The following is a 17,026-nucleotide window of genomic DNA, read 5'->3' as shown; positions in this document are numbered from 1 at the left end:
ATTAAGATGGCAGAATTGTTAACGCGTATTGCTGAGACATATAATGCTTTTTTAATTCACTTAATTGGAATTTTGTCGCTGTGAAAACAAAATTCCGGCCCGCATCGTCATGGACCTCACCAACCTGCTGTCCTCCTTCGCCTCCGCCTTCACCCAGGACCGCCGCCAGCTCACCCTGCAACTGGGCGACGGCCATGTCGCGGCCGAGCAGCTGCTGCCGCAAAGCCTGGACGGCGAGGAAGGCGTGTCCCGGCCCTATCGCTTCACCCTGACCTGCCTGTCGCCCGACGGCGCCATCGCACTCAAGACCCTGCTCGGTCAATCCGCCCGCCTCGGCATCGCCGACGCCCAGGGCCAGGAGACGATACGCTGCGGCGTGGTGTCCCAGGCCCGGCAGCTGGGCGCCGACGGCGGCTTCGCCCGCTACGAACTGACCATCGAGCCGCCGTTCGCGTTGCTGCGCCACCGCCGCACCTCGCGGGTGTTCCAGGACCTGACGGTGCCCGACATCGTCCAGCAGATCCTGCAAGAGCACCAGGCCGCCAACCCGGCCTTCGCCCGCGGCCAGGCCATCGAAATCCAGGTCGGCCCGGCGCAGCCGCGCAGCTACTGCCTGCAATACCGCGAAAGCGACTATGACTTCATCGTCCGCCTGCTGCACGAGGAAGGCTACGCCTGGCGCTTCGAGCATGTCGACGGCGACACGCCCCAGGTCAAGCTGGTGGTGTTCGACGACGCCTACAGTCTGCCGCCGGCCGAGGTGGAACGCGTGCGCTTCCACCGCAGCGACGCCACCGAAGACGAGGATGGCCTCACCGCCTGGCACGCCAGCCGCCAGATCGTCCCCGGCAACGTCGCGCTGGCCAGCTTCGACTACCAGCCGGTGTCCACCCAGCACAGCGGCGACAGCAGCCAGATCGACCAGGGCCAGGGCGGCCAGGCGCTGCAATCCAGCCTGCAGGACTACGACCCGCAGGGCCTGTACTACGCCGGCGACGCCGACCAACTGAGCCACTACGCCCGGCTGCGCCAGCAGGCGCACGACCTGCAGGCCAAACAATTCGAAGGCGGCGGCGCCGTCCGCGGCCTCACCGCCGGCCAATGGTTCCGCCTGGACGACCACCCGGCGCACGAAGCCGACAGCCACGAACAGCGCGAATTCGTCGTCACCGGCCAGACGCTGCAAGCGCGCAACAACCTGCCCAGCGAGCTGACCCAGCAACTGCGCGCCCTCGCCCCCAGCCTGCTGGCCGACAGCGACAGCCAGGCCGCCCCCTTCGCCAGCCAGATCCAGGCGCAGCGCCGCGGCATCCCGCTGACGCCGGCCTACGCCGGCACCGAATCGGCCAAGCCCACCAGCCTCGGCGTGCAGACCGCCACCGTGGTCGGCCCCGCCGGCGAAGAAGTCCACACCGACGCCCAGGGCCGCATCAAGGTGCAATTCCACTGGCAGCGGCCGGACGAACACCCGACCATCGGCGCCGGAATGGACGACACATCCTCCTGCTGGCTGCGCGTCGCCATGCCCTCGGCCGGCGCCGGCTGGGGCCACCAGTTCATCCCGCGCATCGGCCAGGAAGTGCTGGTCGACTTCATCGAAGGCGACATCGACCGCCCCGTCATCACCGGCGTGCTGTACAACGGCAGCCACCCCACGCCCGACTTCAGCGGCGCCGGCAGCCTGCCCGCCAACAAGACCCTGTCCGGCATCAAATCCAAGGAACACCAGGGCGGCGGCTACAACGAACTGCTGTTCGACGACACCCCCGGCGAAGTGCGCGCCAAGCTATCCAGCGAAGCGGGCAAGACCCAGCTCAACCAGGGCTACCTCGCCCACCCAAGAAGCAACGGCAAAGCCCAGCCGCGCGGTGACGGCTTCGAACTCAGAACCGACCAGCACGGCGCCATCCGCGCCGCCCACGGCCTGCTGCTGTCCACCGAGGCGCAAAGCGGCGCATCCGGCAAACAACTGGCGCGCGAGCACGCCCAAAGCCAGCTCGACGCCGCCCTCAGCCTCTCCCAAGCGCTGGCCGAAACCGCCACCGGCCAACTGGCCGACAGCATGGAAACCGGGCCCGACGAAATCAGCCCGGACAACGCCAAAGCCGGCAAAAAAAACCAAGGCCACCTGCAACACCACGCCGAGGCGCTGAAGGCCTGGGAAGCCGGCAGCAACACCGACAAAGACGGCAAAACCGCCCAGGACCAAGCCGGCCAGCAAGCGCTGCTGGTGCTGTCCGGCCCCGCCGGCATCGCCTCCTTGACCGAGCAAAGCCAAACCGTCTCCGCCGGGCAAAACCTGAACCTCATCGCCCAACGCGACGCCAACCACACCACCGGCCGGCGTTGGATCCACAACGTCGGCCAGCACCTCAGCCTGTTCGTGGCGGGGGTGAAGGACAAGGTGGCGCTGAAGCTGATCGCGGCGAAGGGGAAGGTGCAAGTGCAGGCGCAGAGCGACGCGATGGAGCTGACGGCGGATCAAGACCTCTCCATCACCTCGGTGAAACAGAAAATCCACCTCAACGGCAAACAGGAAATCCTGCTGACCAGCGGCGGCGCTTACGTGCGGATCAAGGACGGCAAGATCGAGCTGCATGCGCCGGGCACCGTCAGCTTCAAGGGTGGTAGCCATGATTGGAGTGGGGGGACGAGTCTTGGCCAGACCTATAACGCCATGCCGCAAGCCAAGTTTGATGATCGTTTCCAGCTAGTAGATCAGCATACGGGCCAGCCTCTGGTTAATCATAAGTATGAGATACATCGTGAATTTGGGGGAGTAGAGCGAGGATATACTGATAGTGAAGGATTTACCCACATGATAAAAAATCCTGATGCAGCAGAGAGTATTGAAATTAAAATATTTAAGTAATGTTGGAAGGGTAAATGTATGGCTAATCAAGTGTTGCAATCGCATTCAGCAGTACTGTCACCAGAGGCAAACAAGAGCAATAAGAAAATTTTCATATGCAAGCCGCCTAAGATAGTTATTTTTTTGTGGGCGGAGCCGGGGATAAAAGGCAATTTTTAGGTAGCGGTCCAAATCATAATATAGTTGATGTTCAGAAGTACTTTGAAAGTAATTTCAAGAAAGAAATTTCTGAAGTTCTGATAAGTTCCGTCTATGTTGGGTACTATGAGCTTCATGATGAAGATAATTTAAAAAGTATTGCTAACCAATTTATTTTAGACAAAAAGGCCAAGGTTTATATTGTCGGGCACAGTTTGGGGGGGTGGAATGGCGCACACTTTTCAGAAAAATTATCTAAGCTTAGTTATGATGTTGAAATGCTGATTACTCTTGACCCAGTTGGTGAGGATTTTTCATTGAAAATGTTTGCGGATATATATGCATCTGTTCCTGAGCCAAAAGCATATATCTGGATTAATTTACGCTATGACCAAAGCTATTTTTCAATCGTAAAGAAGTACCTGCCAAGAAAAAAATATGATGATATGAAAGTGGATTTATCTGCAAATTTTGTCGCTGACCTAGGTCGGCAATGGTGGATTGGGCCTCGTTTTGATGGAGTTAAAATTCCTGATCGCAGGCCAGATTTAAATAAGTTTATAGACGTAAATCATGTTGAAACGTTGCCTGCCATGCTATATCCTTTGGATAATAATATAACTGCCTGGAGTATCTTGAAAGGCAGTGTTGAAACAAATTTGAAAGGCGAGTAAATGAGGCTGGTGAGAGTAATAATGGTATGTACTGTGCTTGCAGTGCTGCTGGCATGGGTATCAAGTTCTCCTCCGATAGTTAAGTATGATCACCTAGCATTAGGGGAGGGAGGGTTGGTTGAAATTTACTTTTCAAGTGATAAAAATGACTTTGGTGGGGCCTACAATATAGCGTGTGCGTTATCTGAAAAAACTAAATATCCAAATGTTTTTCCAGATGATGGTGTTGCAATTTACGGTAAAGTCATTAACAAAATTGGGGGCGGAAAGTTTAAGGCTATGGTTTTTATGGATGGCTTCAGCCGCAGTGGTCAATACGCGGTAGGGAAGTTTGATATTGATAGAGAGTTAAACGGGGAGAAATATATTCCTTGCGTCATTTATCGAAAAGGTTTCTTTTCTTTTGGAGAAACTACCAAGCCTATTGAAGTTCCTGTTAAGGATTTATATTCGGTATTGAGTTGGTGATGCGTCTATGAAAAATAATCCAGATGGCTGATGTGCTGAGCTGGGTTTCTATTTGGGTTAAGGTGGGGAGTGGAGGTTTTGATTATGATGGTGTTGCTGGCGAGTATAAACATAAGGCAAATTAGGTTGAGTACAGTTGCAGGCATGAATCAATAGAAGACGTGTCATCCGATGAAGTCAAAGCCGCTTTTCAACGAGTAAATATTTGGATTGTAGAGTGGTTGTAAGAAATTATGTGGCAGGGCCAGCACTATCTGATTCAATCAAAATATCTGTAAAATACTTTCTCAATCCATATTCTTGGTGATGGGTGATTATATGTGTAAAATTCTCCTGAAATAGTTTGGATAGTGTTGAAATAGATAGAGGATTTTTCAACTATTTATTTTCATGCCAAGTGATTGTGGTGAAATTTTTCCGTGATATTGAGTTAAGCTGGCGGATTTTATGTTTTTAAATTTGTAATCTGCGGCAGTGTCCCTGCGCGAAAGATTAATTGAAAGCTTGGGCCTTATTTATATGCCGCTTCTTATATTTTTCCATGTAATGGCCTTGGTAATCAGCTGGGCAAGTGCTATTGGTTCAATTCAATATGTTGCTGCTGAGAAAGCTACGGCGGAGGTGGTGTTCAAATTTTCCAGCGAAGAATCTGCGTTAGCTGGGAAGTTAAACCGGCTAAATTGTCGGGTAGGTAGTCAACCTGTTGGCAGCTTTATTAATCTGGATGATGGGCTGTTTTGGAGTGGGAGTGTCGAGGAAGTTGGCCATGAAGGACGAGTGTTTATTTACAAGGCAGATGCTTTAGAAAATTATGTAGAAGAAGGGCGGTGGTTGCTACCTTCCAGTCATAACATTATTCAGAAATTGACAGGAGAGGAAGCTGTGCAATGCCGTGTAGTACAAGGTAGCTATCTTCACAGGCCAACCGCTTCGCCAGCGATGATAGTGCCGATCAAAGCAATTTCGGCAATATATCGTGATTGAGCTATCCGTGATTGGAATGGATTTCGGAATGCCATTTCAATTGAGAAAAATCTCGTAATGGTGTTGATTTTTTGTGTGGTTTTCCGATTTTTTCTATTCAAAATTTAGGAAAATGCAGAGCAAAATGTAATTGTGGTAGGGCGCCCTCACGTGATACCTGTAGTTTACTAATCAACCCATCGAGGGCGCTGCCCATGCGGACTACCCTGGCGCCGGCCTCTTGCAGGCGGCGCGACAAGGTGGGCTGGCTAAGGCCAAGCTGGGCGCAGAGTTCCGTCGCGGTTTTGGGGTCGCTTCGCAGGCTGGTGAGGATAGCTTCAACAGACATGGGCTGGGATTTGAATAGATATTGAATAGATACTAATAGATAGAATCCATAAAATACAATAACTTGCTTGTATTCGTGCAGTAAGTTTGAATAGATTCCTGACGGCGCACAGCTAGCCTAGTGTCTGCGCGCCAGCTTAAAGCCCACCCCGCCATCCGGCCGGGTGGGCTTTTTTGCTACACCCTGCCCTCCAACTGGTAACGGGCCTGCAGCAACTGGCGGTGCAGCGGGGAGATCAGGCTGAACAGCTGGCGCGAGGGCAACGGGGTGGCGTCGGCCAGCAGCAGCAGGTTCAACAGCGACTGCATGCCTTCGCTGACGCGGGCCAGCGTGTGGCTGCTGGCGCTGAGGGCTTGTTCGATGTCGCGGTCCAGCTGGGCCAGCCGCTCCATCGACAAGCGCAGCGTGGTGGGGCAGGTAGGGTCATGCGGGCTTTGCAGCTTGGCGATGACTTGGCGCAGCTCCACCAGCGCCGCCGCGGTGGCGGGGAGCGGGGCGGGCCTGGGAGCGGCGGGCGGGACAAATGGCGAGACATTGGACATGGCGCATCCTTCACGGAACGGAATGATGAAAACAGCCGGGCCAGCGCGCCGGCCCGGCTGAGGCGCGCTTAGCGCACCTGGGCAAGCAGCGTCAGCGCCTTGTCCATGCGCGCATCCAGCGGCAGCAGCAATTCCCGCAGCCGGCTGGAAGGCAGGCGCAGGTCGTCGCCCAGGCAAGTCAGCAGGTCCCGCACCGCGTGCTGGCTCTGCTGGCCGTCGGCCAGGTGGCAGATGGCTGCCACCACCGCGCCTTCAATGTCGCCGCATAGTTCGTTTAGCCGCGCCAGCGGTTGGTTCAGGCTGGCCAGGTCCGGGTCGGCCAGCATGGCTTGCAGCTGGGCCAGGGCTTGCTTCAGCCCTGCCAGCGCGGCGGTGGGTTTGGCCGGCTGCGGCCGGCGGTTTGCCGCGCGGGCTTGGGCGGAAGTATGGGGCGCCAGTTCGGTGTGATGGGTCATCAGTGTTCTCCAGGGAGAAAGCCCGCCCACCCGCGCGCGCGCCAGCGCCTGTCCGGCCAGCGGCCGGGGAAAGGCCAACGTGCGCGGGCGAGCGGTAAGTCAGTGCGTCCCGTGTGGGGGCGGAGAAAGCGGCGAGGGCGGAAGGTGCCTGATGCGCAGGCGGCGTGGGGCGCGATGGGTGAGTGCGCCCCCAAGGTGCCGCCACGCCGCTGCCCACCCCAACACGGGGTTCTCAGCGGCCGCCGTGCCCGGATGGGCCGCGGCGGCAGCGGCTTACAGCACGCCGGTCAGCCGGCTAAGCGACGCCTCCACCCGCTTGTCCAGCGGCTGCAATAATTGCAGCAGGCGGCTGGAAGGCAGGCGCACATCGTCGCCCAGGCAGGCAAGCAGGTCCAACAGCGCCTGCAGGCCCAGCTGGCTATGGGCCAGGTGGCAGATGGTTTCTACCACCGCGTCCTCAATGTCGCGGCACAGATGCGCCAACTGCGCCGCCGGCACGCGGGCGCAGGCCTGCGGCTTGCGGGCTAGCTGGTCCTGCAAGGCGGCAAAGGCATCATGCAGCCTATGCATGGCCAGCAGGCTGGGCTGAGACAAAGAGGCAGACGCCCCGGAACGGAGCAAAGGGCTGGAGGATACGGCAAGGTGAGACGCACTGCGGGAAATGCTAGTCATAGCAAGATCCTCACGGAGATGAGTGCTCAATCCTGCTTTCCCGACGCCAATCGGGGGTGGCAGGCGCATGGCGGGATTGGCGTTACCGGCATCTCCTCCGGCGTGTCTCGCGACACTCCCACCACGGCCCGCCATAAATTGCGCGTAGCAATGATGATCGAACTGGCGCGGCGAACGCGGCAGTTCGATGGAAGATGTAACAGGACGCCAATCCCGGTGCCGCTATTGAACGGCACGGGGTCAATTATCCGGTGGGGGGATCAGGCTGGCAAGGCTGGGATTAACACTTATTCCAGTCTTGTGGCCGCAGGCGGCCGGTTTGGTAGTAAGTGGAAACCAGTTCTACAAATTCGCGCATGTCTTCGTTTTCTTCCACCAGCCGGTGGACCGATTGCCAGTCCACATCCTGACGGGCTCGGGCGGGGACGACGATCTCGCTCTCGCTGGGGTTGCTGCTGTCCAGTACGATCACGCCTATACCGTGCAGGGCGGACAGCATGCGCAATTCGTCTTCCGTGTCTTTGCCGACGATGCCGGTGCAAACCAAGTAGCCTTCGTTAGCCCAGCTGGAATTACTGACGGCCTGGAAGAAGGACTTGCGCACATTACCCCGGGTTAGTTCTTTCTTTACTTCAAAAGCCCACAGCCGCACGCTCTGGCCACCGCCATGCAGTACGCAGCTGCGTACCAGCTCGTGCCAGTCTTTTGCCACTGGTTGCATGGCTACCAGGTCTGGGTGCAGCCAATGGTTGCCGCCGCTGCCGCGCTGGTTACGTGAGCGTTTTTCGTCGACACGCAGGCCATACAAAGACAGTTCGGTTTGCAGATACTGCATCAGCAAGGGGTACAGTTGGTACTCGCTTAGATCGGCCTGCTCGGCTGCCGGGCTGTCATCTTCGTCTTCTTCAATTACCGTTTCCACCACCGCATCCGTGGTTTCATACCAGTACACCCGTGGCCGAGGTTTGTCTTGCCAGCGTATCCGGCTATCTGCGCCGATGATGGCATCTTTCTGCGCGCCAATCTCCGCTACCACTTGGGAGAGAAATGCCTTGTCGTTGGCAAAACGCGGGTTGCTGCGCTTGTCTGCATAGTCTTCTGGGTATTGATGCACGATGGTGCTGGCAATCTGGCGGGCGGTGAAACGTTGACCAGGGTGGCTGCGCAGCAGTTGCGCCACTTTTTGGGATTGGGACAGGCGGCTCATGTCAATGATCTAAACATGCGAAAGCGTAATGATACAGGATGCAATGCAGCTTATGCATGATTGCCATGCCATTCAGGTTGCTTGTTCTGCAACTGTGGTCGGAAAAAAGCCAAGCTACGATAGCTTGGCTTTTTCGTTTTTGGTTCATGTCTGGTTGCAGCTACATTCTACTACGCAAACCATTAAGGCAATAATGGCAGCCCCAATTCTTTGAGGAAGGTATTGTGTTTGGCCTTGGCCTTAGCAATCTCTTGCTCGATATCGCCCAGTGTCTGATTCAACTCATCTAATTTGATTTCTTCTTCAGCCACTGCCGTGCTGATGTAGCGGGAGATATTCAGGTTGAAGTCATTCTTCTCAATCTCCGCCATCTCAACCCTGCGGGCGTAGCGCTCGATAGGCTTTTCTGGCCGTTGCTGATAGGTGTCGATAATTTTTGCGATGTGCTCATCGCTCAGCTGGTTCTGGCGCTTGCCTTTCACAAAGTGCTCGGCGGCGTTGATGAACAACACGTCGTCCGGCTTCTTGCACTTTTTCAGCACCAGGATGCAGACCGGAATGCCGGTGGAGTAGAACAGATTGGCAGGCAGGCCGATGATGGTGTCGATGTGGCCGTCCTTGAGCAGCTTGGTGCGGATGCGTTCTTCCGCGCCGCCGCGGAACAGCACGCCGTGCGGCAGAATGATGGCCATCACGCCTTCGTCTTTGAGGTAGTGGAAGCCATGCAGCAGGAAGGCGAAGTCGGCCGCGGACTTGGGCGCTAGGCCATGGCTCTTGAACCTCACATCGTCGGCCAGCGCGTCGGTCGGTTCCCAGCGGTAGCTGAAGGGTGGATTGGCGACGATGGCGTCAAAGCTAGGCCTCTTGGCCGGGTTCTGCTCGCGCATCATGTCCCACTCGTTGAGCAGGGTGTCACCGTGGAAGATCTCGAACTCCGTGTCCTTCACCCCGTGCAACAGCATGTTCATGCGTGCCAGGTTGTAGGTGGTGATGTTTTTTTCCTGGCCGAAGATCTTGCCGATGGTGCCGCCCGCCTTGGCTACCTTCTTGCGCACGTTGAGCAACAGTGAGCCGGAGCCGCAGGCAAAGTCCATCACGCTTTCTAGCCGCTTCTTGGTGCCGGTTTTCGGCTCCTGGCTGTCCAGTGTGACGATGGCGGAGAGGATGTCGGAAATCTGCTGCGGGGTGTAGAACTCGCCCGCTTTCTTGCCCGACCCGGCGGCAAATTGGCCGATCAGGTATTCATAGGCATCGCCTAATGCGTCAATGTCGGTTGAGAATTCCGCCAACCCTTCGGCAATCTTCTGGATGATGGTGCAAAGCTTGGCGTTGCGATCTTCGTAAGTTTTGCCGAGCTTGGGAGAGGAGAGGTCAATCTCTGAGAACAAGCCCTGGAAAGTGCTCTCAAACGATTCTGTCTCGATATATTTAAAACCATCCTGCAACCTGCTCAACAAATACTTGCTCTGCGTGCGTGCCAGATTGGCAATACTATTCCATAGGTGTTCAGGCCGGATGACGTAGTGCACCTTGCGGCGCATCTGCTTTTCAAACGCAGGAATATCACTCTCATTGGCGTCGTACCAGCGCGCCAGCGGCACCTGACACCCATATTCGTCATCTTTCGGATAGTCCCGCCCTAACTCTTTCTTCGCCGCCGTCTCGTAGTTGTCGGAGAGATAGCGCAGGAAGAGGAAGGACAGCATGTAGTCGCGGAAGTCGTCCGCATCCATCGCCCCGCGTAGTTGGTCGGCGATGCTCCAAAGGGTGTTGCCCAATTGTTTTTGGTTTTGTTCGGTCATGGTGTGTTTTCGTCGTGTTCGTTGGATGGGCGCGGTGGATGGCTGCGTGCCGGTTCCTGGATAGCCTTGATGTCTATGTGGAAGCGGACCTGTTCGCTCATGGCTTTGCCCGCCTTTTCAAGGTGTTCTCCAGTGCCTTTAGATCGATCTCGTCCTGCTGGTCGGCAGCAATCGCTTCCTGCCGTTTGCGGTTCTGGTCAAACTGGAGATATAGCTCACCTGTGCGTGCTTCCATCTGCTCATGGCTGATGGTGCCGGCGTGGGTGAGCAGCGGGAATCCGTTGAAGGTGATGATCTGATCCACGTTCTGTTTCCAGAAGGCCATGCGCGTTTCTTGCTTGCTCTTGGCCCGCAGCTCGGCGGTTTCCAGGAAGATGACCACCAGCCGGTTCAGGGTGTCGATCTCGTCCTCGGTCAGGTAGTTCTTGGCCACCACAATGTCTGCCTTGCGTACCTTGTTACCCTTCCAGGCGAGTAGGCCGAAATTCGGATCAGCCACATTGGCGCGGGCGGTAATGAGTTCAGCGGCGGTCTTCTGCGTCACGGCATAGATCAATAGGTTCTGCACAGTGGCAAAGAAAACCTGCGTGGCCTTGTCCGTTTTGTCGTAGTCGCTGGAGAGCGCAAACAGATCGCGTACCTTCTGGTAAAAGCGCTTCTCGGAGGCCCGGATATCCCGAATGCGCGCCAGCATCTCGTCGAAATAATCCGGGCGGCCATCCGGATTCTTCAACCGCTCATCGTCCATCACAAAGCCCTTGGTCAGGTACTCTTTCAGGACGGTGGAAGCCCAGCGGCGGAACTGCACCCCGCGCGGTGAGCGCACGCGATAGCCGACGGCGAGAATGGCATCGAGGTTGTAGAGCGTGACGGGGCGCTGTACCTTGCGGCTGCCCTCGATTTGAACTGTCAAGGATTCCTTGACAGTTGCCGCTGCGTCCAACTCCCTGTCTTCGAAGATGTTTTTTAAGTGCAGGGAGATGTTCTGCTTGCTGGCGTCAAACAGCTCCGCCATCTCCAGCTGTGTCAGCCAGACGGTTTGCTCCTGCGCTCGCAGCTTGATCTGGCTGCGGCCGTCTTCGGTGGTGTAGAGAATGAGATCGGTCATGGTGCAGGCTCGGGTACAGGTGCAGCCACAGCGGGCGTTGTCGCCAAAATCTCTGGCAGGTCAAACTGGAACTGAGTAGTGAAATCTCTAAAAATACGCCGGAAGAGGTCTTTGTTGTCCTCGCCCATTTCGGTCGGTTCGTGGATGGCGTATTTGCCGTGACTGAGCAGGTTCAGGGCGCGGTTGTAGAGTGCCACATCTTCGGTGTTCAGCGCCTTGAGGCAGAAGGAAATATCCGCATGGCCAAAGAAGGACGCGGTTTTTTCCATGATGCTGCGCAGGGCGTTGAAATGGAAAGTATAGAGCTTGCCGGTGCCAGGGGCCGCGGCCAGCTGAAGCTCGGCGAGTGATGCAACGTGATGAAAGAACGGCGTGTCCTCTGTGGCTCGCAAGGTATATTTCCCATCGCCATTCGGGCGATGCAGGAAATAACGCCTGTGGCTGACTTTCGTCTCCCCTTCTTTCGTCCTGCCAAGCTCGTTGCACATTACGTTGAAGAACAGCGCGTGATGGGACGAGAACACCACTTTGATGGGCGCGAGCGCGCCGCTCTCGTCTTTTCGGCTCGCGGCTCGGCGCAGGAGCTTGGCGAGGTCACAGGCCACGGCGATGGCGTTGTTGTCGTCCAGCGAGGAGATGGGGTCGTCGATATAGAGGTATTTGTTCGACTGATAGGAGACGTGTCCGTCGAGCATCCGCTCGCAAATGGCCATGAATAGGCACCAGATGAAGATGTTCTGCTCGCCACGGGAGATCTTAATATTTTCGTCCTCCCCTTTGCGAAAAGAGACCTTCCATGTCTCGTAGTCAATGTCGAAATCGAAGTCTGCGTAGCGGTCAAGGTAGCCTGCAATCGTTGCGTCCAGCGCCAGGTCTTTCAGGCCATTGAAAAAAGTGGAGTTGGCATTGAGCTGGAGCTGTCGGACCTTATCACCGTCGAGGTCGTTGTCCCAGGTGAACAAGTCTTCGGTATAGGCATTGAAATAAAGCGTGTCGGCGATTCCGTCCGGATTCTTTTTCGTCTTACGCTTACCGTCATCCTTGAATTCCATCGATAGCCGCGTCTTGCCGGTACGGTTGTAGGCATAGAGCAGGATGAGATCAATCCCGGTGAGGTCAGACCGCAGCTTTTTCGCGAGCGTCTGCAGATTGGCATAGCTGTTGATCGTAGGTTTGCCGCTCATGCCTCGACCTCCTCCGAGGATGGAAATAGCTGCTGCATCAGGCCCTTTTTGTGGGTCTTGAGGGCCTCGAGCTTTTGGGTTTCGGCGGCGATCAGAGCATCGAGGCTGCTGAAACTAGTGGCTATTTTTCGCTGCTCTTCAAGTTGCGGGAGATAAACCTCTAGTGTTTCTAATGCACCGGCATTGACGTTCTTTTGTGCCCCTCCCGCTTCTGCTCCTAACATAAATTTTTTCCCAATGGGGGAATTTATATATAGACATAGATAATTTGAATCTAAAATATCAGCTTTTGGACGAGTTATTAGGGATGTAAAGCACTGCGCATTTTCAAAGGGTTTGGTAACTACCGCAGACAAACCCGGGTAGCCAGTTCTTACGGTGATGACATCGCCCGCTCTCAATCGTTTGTTCTTGTGAGTCGCTTCGTAAGTGGGGTCGATATATAGAAGGCTGGAGTCATCAATTCCACTCTCCTTAATATTTAGATTCCTCAACATAGGCACGCCTGTTTCACGATATGCATGAGTAGCCGCACTTGCAATTCCTACCATAATCTTGTCTGTCAAAACTGCAAGTGGCAAAACTTTCCAATTCCCTTCCTTTTGAAACTCCGGAAACCGAAAGCTAGGCAGTGTCTCACCTTCGCGGGGAAAAAGCTGCTGCATCAGCCCTTTTTTATGGGTATTGAGCGCGTCCACTTTCCGCGCTTGCGCGGTGATCAGCTCATCCAGCGAACTCAGGCACTCGGCGATTTTTTGTTGTTCGGCGAGGGGTGTCGTGCCTGTCGGGATGGGAACAGGTAGAGCCATCAGATCGCTGTCGTTGATGCTCAACGAGCCATGGGCCCTAGCGCCTACCTGAATAAATTTGCGCAGCCAACGCCCGTGAATGTTGTCTGAGAATTGATAGTTTAAAAACAGCGCATCTGGTGACTCCCCGTTGATTCGGAAACAAGTGAATATGCTGTTCGGAACCGCTGCCAGCTCAGTGCCCGAGTACAAGGTGAGAAAACCTTCGGGATATTCTTTGGTGGCGCTCTTGTTGTACGCAAAATCGTATGGCTTCAAGAGCAGGTAATTTCTGTATGAGTCGCCCGCAATTACGCGCCCAAATTTTTCTTCTTGGCTCACAAGTCCTACGCCCGATGTGATGCTCATCGGCACGCAAATGTTCTTGCCAACTTTTTCCGTACAGATCGTCGCAATTGCTCCGAGCTTTACTGTCGTCCAATCGCCAGCGCTTTGAAATTCAGGAAACCGCAGCTTCGGCACCAGCGTGGGCTTTTTCTCTCCCGTCATCGCGGTGGTTTTGTTCTTACTGCTCATACGCACTGAGTCCTGAAATATCGCGGCCAGCGGCGCGTTGGGTGAGTAGGGGGTGCAAATCTTCCATTAAGGCAAGCTCTGCCTGGGTGCGGGCTTTCCAGCCGAGATCTAGCGGGGCCATCAGGTCGCTGAGCTGTTCGCCGTCGAAGATCATGCGGTCGAGGATGCTGTCGACAAAGTTTTGTAAGGCGGCAGTGTCCAGACCGTGTTTGGCGGCAATGGCGGCGAGTTGCGTGGCGTTCTTCTCGGCCTTGAAGCGGGTATAGCCCTCTTCGATGGCGGCCAAGGAGAGACCCTCGCCGGCCTGGAGTGTGGCGATGTATGCGGCGATGTCGTCGCGCTCGTTGATGAACTTGGCGTCGGCGCTGATAACGCCGATGAGTTCCTCGCGGCTCATCTTGGCCTTGCCCGGCTCCTTGGCTGAGTAGTTGGCGAGCAGGCCCATGATGTAGTCGTAGTCGATAACGGCAGAAGCGAAGAGGACGAACTCGAAGTCGAGTTGGTCCAGCGGGTCTTCGGTGGAGTCGTCCTTGCCGCTGGCTTTGTTCTGCTGATCTTTAAGCCGCTTGGCGGTTTCCAGGTACTGGCCCTTGAAGCCGCGCAGGTTGTCATTAGGCAGCACCTGCTCGATGGTGGCTTTGTTGTCTTCGCTGAGGTCGGTGTATTGATCGAGCTGGGTTTTGAGCCGCTGCACTTCTTTGAAGTGGGTAACGAAGGCGGCACGAGCGGCGTCGCCTTTCAGGTTGGCCACCTCGGAAGGGGTGCAGGCCAAGCCCTGGGATTTCATGAAATCGTCCAGTTTCTGTACTGCGGTCTCTAGCCGCTGGATAACCAGCGGGGCCTTGTCCACCAGCCAGATTTCCCGTGCCTTCTCCTCGGATTTCTCGCCGGAGAAGAGGGCAATGGCGGCATCCACAGCATCTTTCTGTTGACGGAAATCGAGAATGTTGCCGAATGGCTTGGTGCCATTCGGTTTCTTGTCATCTGTCTGAATGCTGGTCAGCACGCGGTTGGTGCGCGAGAAGGCCTGGATCAAGCCGTGGTGCTTGAGGTTCTTGTCCACGTAGAGTGTGTTCAGGAACTTGGAGTCGAAACCGGTGAGCAGCATGTCCACCACGATGGTGATGTCGATCTTCTGCGTGGCCGGGTAATCGCTGTTTGGCCACTGCTGGTCTTTGATGCGCTTTTGCACATCCTGGTAGTAGAGGTCGAACTCACTTAAGCGGTGGTTGGTGCCATAGCGGGTGTTGTAGTCGGCCAGGATGGTCTTGAGCGCGGCTTTCTTGCCCTCGGGGTCTTCTTCGTTGTCTGCCTGCTCCTGTGGCAGGTCTTCCTGGATCTGCTTCACATCGGAGTTGCCCTCGGCGGGCGGTGAGAAGACGCAGGCGATGTTTAGCGGCTTAAAATCGGGATCAGCGGCCTGTTTCTCCGCCTGCATGGTCTTGAACAGGGCGTGATACTCGATGGCGTCATTGATGGACGCGGTGGCGAGGATGGCATTGAAACGGCGCCCAGCCGTGGCGGCATCGTGTTTGGCGAGAATGGCCTCGATGACGGCTTTCTTGGCGATGGCTTCGCCGGGTTTGGGCGGTTTTTTACCTTCAGGCTTGAAGTAATCGACGTGGAAGCGCAGGACGTTGCCGTCCTCGATGGCGTGAGTGATGGTATAGGCGTGGAGCTGCTTGTGGAAGAGCTCTTCGGTGGTCTGATATGAGGCCACCTCTCCGTCGATTTTTATGCGAGTGGCGTTGCCATCTTCTCCACCAAATATCGGCGTGCCGGTGAAACCGAACATCTGCGCCTTCGGGAAAAATGCTTTGATGGCCTTGTGGTTGTCGCCAAACTGCGAACGGTGACATTCATCAAAGATGAAGACGATGCGCTTATCTTGCAGCGCTTCGAGCTGTTCCTTGTAGGTGGCTTGGCCGCTCTTGCTGCGCTGCTTGTTGCGCTTGCTGTTTTCGTCCAGTGCCAGGCCCAACTTTTGGATGGTGGTGACAATGACCTTGTCGGCGTAGTCCTCCGACAGCAAGCGGCGCACCAAGGCGGCGGTGTTGGTGTTTTCTTCGACGCAACCCTCCTGGAAGCGGTTGAATTCCTCCCGCGTCTGGCGGTCGAGGTCTTTGCGGTCCACAACGAACACACACTTGTGGATGTGCTCGTTTTCCTTCAGCAAGGTTGATGCCTTGAAGGAGGTGAGTGTTTTGCCACTGCCCGTGGTGTGCCAGATAAAGCCGTTACCGTTGTCTTCGTCGATGCACTTGATGATGTGCTGTACGGCATAGACCTGGTAGGGCCGCATGACCATGAGCTTCTGCTCGCCGGCGAGCAACACCATGTAGCGGCTGATGGTGCGGCCGAGGTCGCACTTTTTCAGAAAGTGCTCGGCAAACTCGTCGAGTTGAGTGATTTTGCGGTTGTCTTCATCTGCAAACTCATAGATGGGCAAAAAGCGCTCGTCGGCATTGAAGGCGAAGTGGCGGGAGTTGTTGTTGGCGAAGTAGTAGCTGCGGTCGCGGTTGCTGACGATGAACAGCTGCATGAAGCAGAGCAGCGTCTTGCTGTAGCCGTTGCCGGGATCGTTTTTGTATTCGACGATCTGCTCCATGGCACGGCGCGGATTGACGCCCAGGGTTTTCAGCTCGATCTGCACGCAGGGCACACCGTTGATGAGCAGGATGACATCGTAACGCTGGTGGCTGTTGTCGGTGTTGATGCGCAGCTGATGGATGACCTCGAAGTGGTTTTTGCACCAGTCCTTGATGTTCACCAGCATGTAGTTCAGTGGTGTGCCGTCGTCGCGGGTGAAGGCATTGATGCTGCGCAGGGTCTTGGCGGCGGTGAATACGTCCGAGGTGACTATCTCGTCATGCAGCCGCTTGAACTCGGCGTCCGTGAGGCGGACGCGATTCAACGCTTCGAATTTTTCGCGGAAATTGTTCTCAAGCGCAGCACGATCATTGATGTCTGAGCGTATGGTGTATTTGAGCTCATTGAGCTTGGCGATGAAATCATGCTCGATCTGACGTTCATGCGTGTTCATTTTGTCTATTTCTGTGCTCAATATTCGTGAATTCTATAGATTTCGCGCTGATCTGACACCCCTGCGCAGAGTGCAAGCCATGGTGGCAAGGTGGATGGCTGCACGCTGTGGTAGAACGATATTGTGTATTGGGTCACCGCCGTGTGGGCCCGTTAACGCTGACAGTGCGCCGTTTGTATTGTACGCATGGTGCTGCTGGTGACCGTCTGCAGGGTTGCTACGCA

Annotated in this window: 14 protein-coding genes; 4 read left to right on the top strand and 10 right to left on the bottom strand. The window is 55.7% G+C overall.

Annotated elements, in window-relative coordinates:
- The first annotated feature begins 109 nt into the window (after positions 1-109).
- From MY55_RS03325 to MY55_RS23250, 4 genes are all read left to right on the top strand, one after another.
- Positions 110-2,872: a type VI secretion system Vgr family protein gene (locus tag MY55_RS03325; RefSeq protein WP_081284618.1), complete on the top strand. Its 2,763-nt coding sequence runs from the start codon at positions 110-112 to the stop codon at positions 2,870-2,872.
- 125 nt (positions 2,873-2,997) lie between these two features.
- On the top strand, positions 2,998-3,684 hold the full coding sequence (locus MY55_RS23260) for a hypothetical protein (protein WP_157889254.1): 687 nt from the start codon (positions 2,998-3,000) through the stop codon (positions 3,682-3,684).
- The gene (locus MY55_RS23255; RefSeq protein ID WP_152680281.1) at positions 3,685-4,152 is read left to right on the top strand and encodes a hypothetical protein; all 468 of its coding nucleotides are present in this window, start codon (positions 3,685-3,687) and stop codon (positions 4,150-4,152) included. It abuts the gene before it with no gap.
- Between the two features lie 474 nt (positions 4,153-4,626).
- Positions 4,627-5,136 (top strand): hypothetical protein, encoded by a 510-nt coding sequence (locus MY55_RS23250; protein WP_157889253.1) that lies wholly within the window; start codon positions 4,627-4,629, stop codon positions 5,134-5,136.
- Between the two features lie 97 nt (positions 5,137-5,233).
- Here the strand turns inward: MY55_RS23250 and MY55_RS24570 are convergent, their stop codons facing one another.
- The 10 genes from MY55_RS24570 to MY55_RS03280 form a co-directional block, all read right to left on the bottom strand.
- Positions 5,234-5,464, bottom strand: a complete 231-nt coding sequence (locus MY55_RS24570; protein WP_081284617.1) for an ArsR family transcriptional regulator — start codon at positions 5,462-5,464, stop codon at positions 5,234-5,236.
- Between the two features lie 176 nt (positions 5,465-5,640).
- Positions 5,641-6,006: a DUF1484 family protein gene (locus MY55_RS03320; protein ID WP_065201967.1), complete on the bottom strand. Its 366-nt coding sequence runs from the start codon at positions 6,004-6,006 to the stop codon at positions 5,641-5,643.
- A 68-nt stretch (positions 6,007-6,074) separates the two neighbouring features.
- Positions 6,075-6,461: a DUF1484 family protein gene (locus MY55_RS03315; protein ID WP_043571644.1), complete on the bottom strand. Its 387-nt coding sequence runs from the start codon at positions 6,459-6,461 to the stop codon at positions 6,075-6,077.
- Between the two features lie 273 nt (positions 6,462-6,734).
- Positions 6,735-7,133 carry a DUF1484 family protein gene (locus MY55_RS03310; protein WP_081284616.1) on the bottom strand — a complete coding sequence of 133 codons (399 nt, stop codon included), beginning with the start codon at positions 7,131-7,133 and terminating at the stop codon, positions 6,735-6,737.
- Between the two features lie 280 nt (positions 7,134-7,413).
- Positions 7,414-8,340 carry a COG2958 family protein gene (locus MY55_RS03305; RefSeq protein ID WP_065201966.1) on the bottom strand — a complete coding sequence of 309 codons (927 nt, stop codon included), beginning with the start codon at positions 8,338-8,340 and terminating at the stop codon, positions 7,414-7,416.
- A 182-nt stretch (positions 8,341-8,522) separates the two neighbouring features.
- Positions 8,523-10,142, bottom strand: coding sequence for a type I restriction-modification system subunit M (locus MY55_RS03300; RefSeq protein WP_046168512.1), 1,620 nt, complete (start codon positions 10,140-10,142; stop codon positions 8,523-8,525).
- A gap of 97 nt (positions 10,143-10,239) precedes the next feature.
- Positions 10,240-11,250, bottom strand: a complete 1,011-nt coding sequence (locus MY55_RS03295; RefSeq protein WP_046168513.1) for a virulence RhuM family protein — start codon at positions 11,248-11,250, stop codon at positions 10,240-10,242.
- Positions 11,247-12,434, bottom strand: coding sequence for an AAA family ATPase (locus tag MY55_RS03290; protein ID WP_046168514.1), 1,188 nt, complete (start codon positions 12,432-12,434; stop codon positions 11,247-11,249). Before MY55_RS03290 ends, MY55_RS03295 begins: the two co-directional genes overlap by 4 nt.
- The gene (locus MY55_RS03285; protein ID WP_052717668.1) at positions 12,431-13,759 is read right to left on the bottom strand and encodes a restriction endonuclease subunit S; all 1,329 of its coding nucleotides are present in this window, start codon (positions 13,757-13,759) and stop codon (positions 12,431-12,433) included. Before MY55_RS03285 ends, MY55_RS03290 begins: the two co-directional genes overlap by 4 nt.
- A complete protein-coding gene (locus tag MY55_RS03280; protein WP_081284615.1) occupies positions 13,749-16,802 on the bottom strand; it encodes a type I restriction endonuclease subunit R in 3,054 nt (1,017 codons plus the stop codon). Before MY55_RS03280 ends, MY55_RS03285 begins: the two co-directional genes overlap by 11 nt.
- Positions 16,803-17,026: the final 224 nt, after the last annotated feature.

This window comes from Chromobacterium subtsugae, from assembly GCF_001676875.1.
Classification (GTDB): Bacteria; Pseudomonadota; Gammaproteobacteria; order Burkholderiales; family Chromobacteriaceae; genus Chromobacterium; species Chromobacterium subtsugae.
Note: the sequence above shows the minus strand (reverse complement) of the source record. Positions and strands in the feature narration are given on the sequence as shown.

Coding starts and splice junctions, on each gene's coding strand:
- MY55_RS03325 (WP_081284618.1), top strand. CDS start 110: ATGGACCTCACCAACCTGCTGTCCTCCTTCGCCTCCGCCTTCACCCAG.
- MY55_RS23255 (WP_152680281.1), top strand. CDS start 3,685: ATGAGGCTGGTGAGAGTAATAATGGTATGTACTGTGCTTGCAGTGCTG.
- MY55_RS24570 (WP_081284617.1), bottom strand. CDS start 5,464: ATGTCTGTTGAAGCTATCCTCACCAGCCTGCGAAGCGACCCCAAAACC.
- MY55_RS03320 (WP_065201967.1), bottom strand. CDS start 6,006: ATGTCCAATGTCTCGCCATTTGTCCCGCCCGCCGCTCCCAGGCCCGCC.
- MY55_RS03315 (WP_043571644.1), bottom strand. CDS start 6,461: ATGACCCATCACACCGAACTGGCGCCCCATACTTCCGCCCAAGCCCGC.
- MY55_RS03310 (WP_081284616.1), bottom strand. CDS start 7,133: ATGACTAGCATTTCCCGCAGTGCGTCTCACCTTGCCGTATCCTCCAGC.
- MY55_RS03305 (WP_065201966.1), bottom strand. CDS start 8,340: ATGAGCCGCCTGTCCCAATCCCAAAAAGTGGCGCAACTGCTGCGCAGC.
- MY55_RS03300 (WP_046168512.1), bottom strand. CDS start 10,142: ATGACCGAACAAAACCAAAAACAATTGGGCAACACCCTTTGGAGCATC.
- MY55_RS03295 (WP_046168513.1), bottom strand. CDS start 11,250: ATGACCGATCTCATTCTCTACACCACCGAAGACGGCCGCAGCCAGATC.
- MY55_RS03290 (WP_046168514.1), bottom strand. CDS start 12,434: ATGAGCGGCAAACCTACGATCAACAGCTATGCCAATCTGCAGACGCTC.
- MY55_RS03285 (WP_052717668.1), bottom strand. CDS start 13,759: ATGAGCAGTAAGAACAAAACCACCGCGATGACGGGAGAGAAAAAGCCC.
- MY55_RS03280 (WP_081284615.1), bottom strand. CDS start 16,802: ATGAACACGCATGAACGTCAGATCGAGCATGATTTCATCGCCAAGCTC.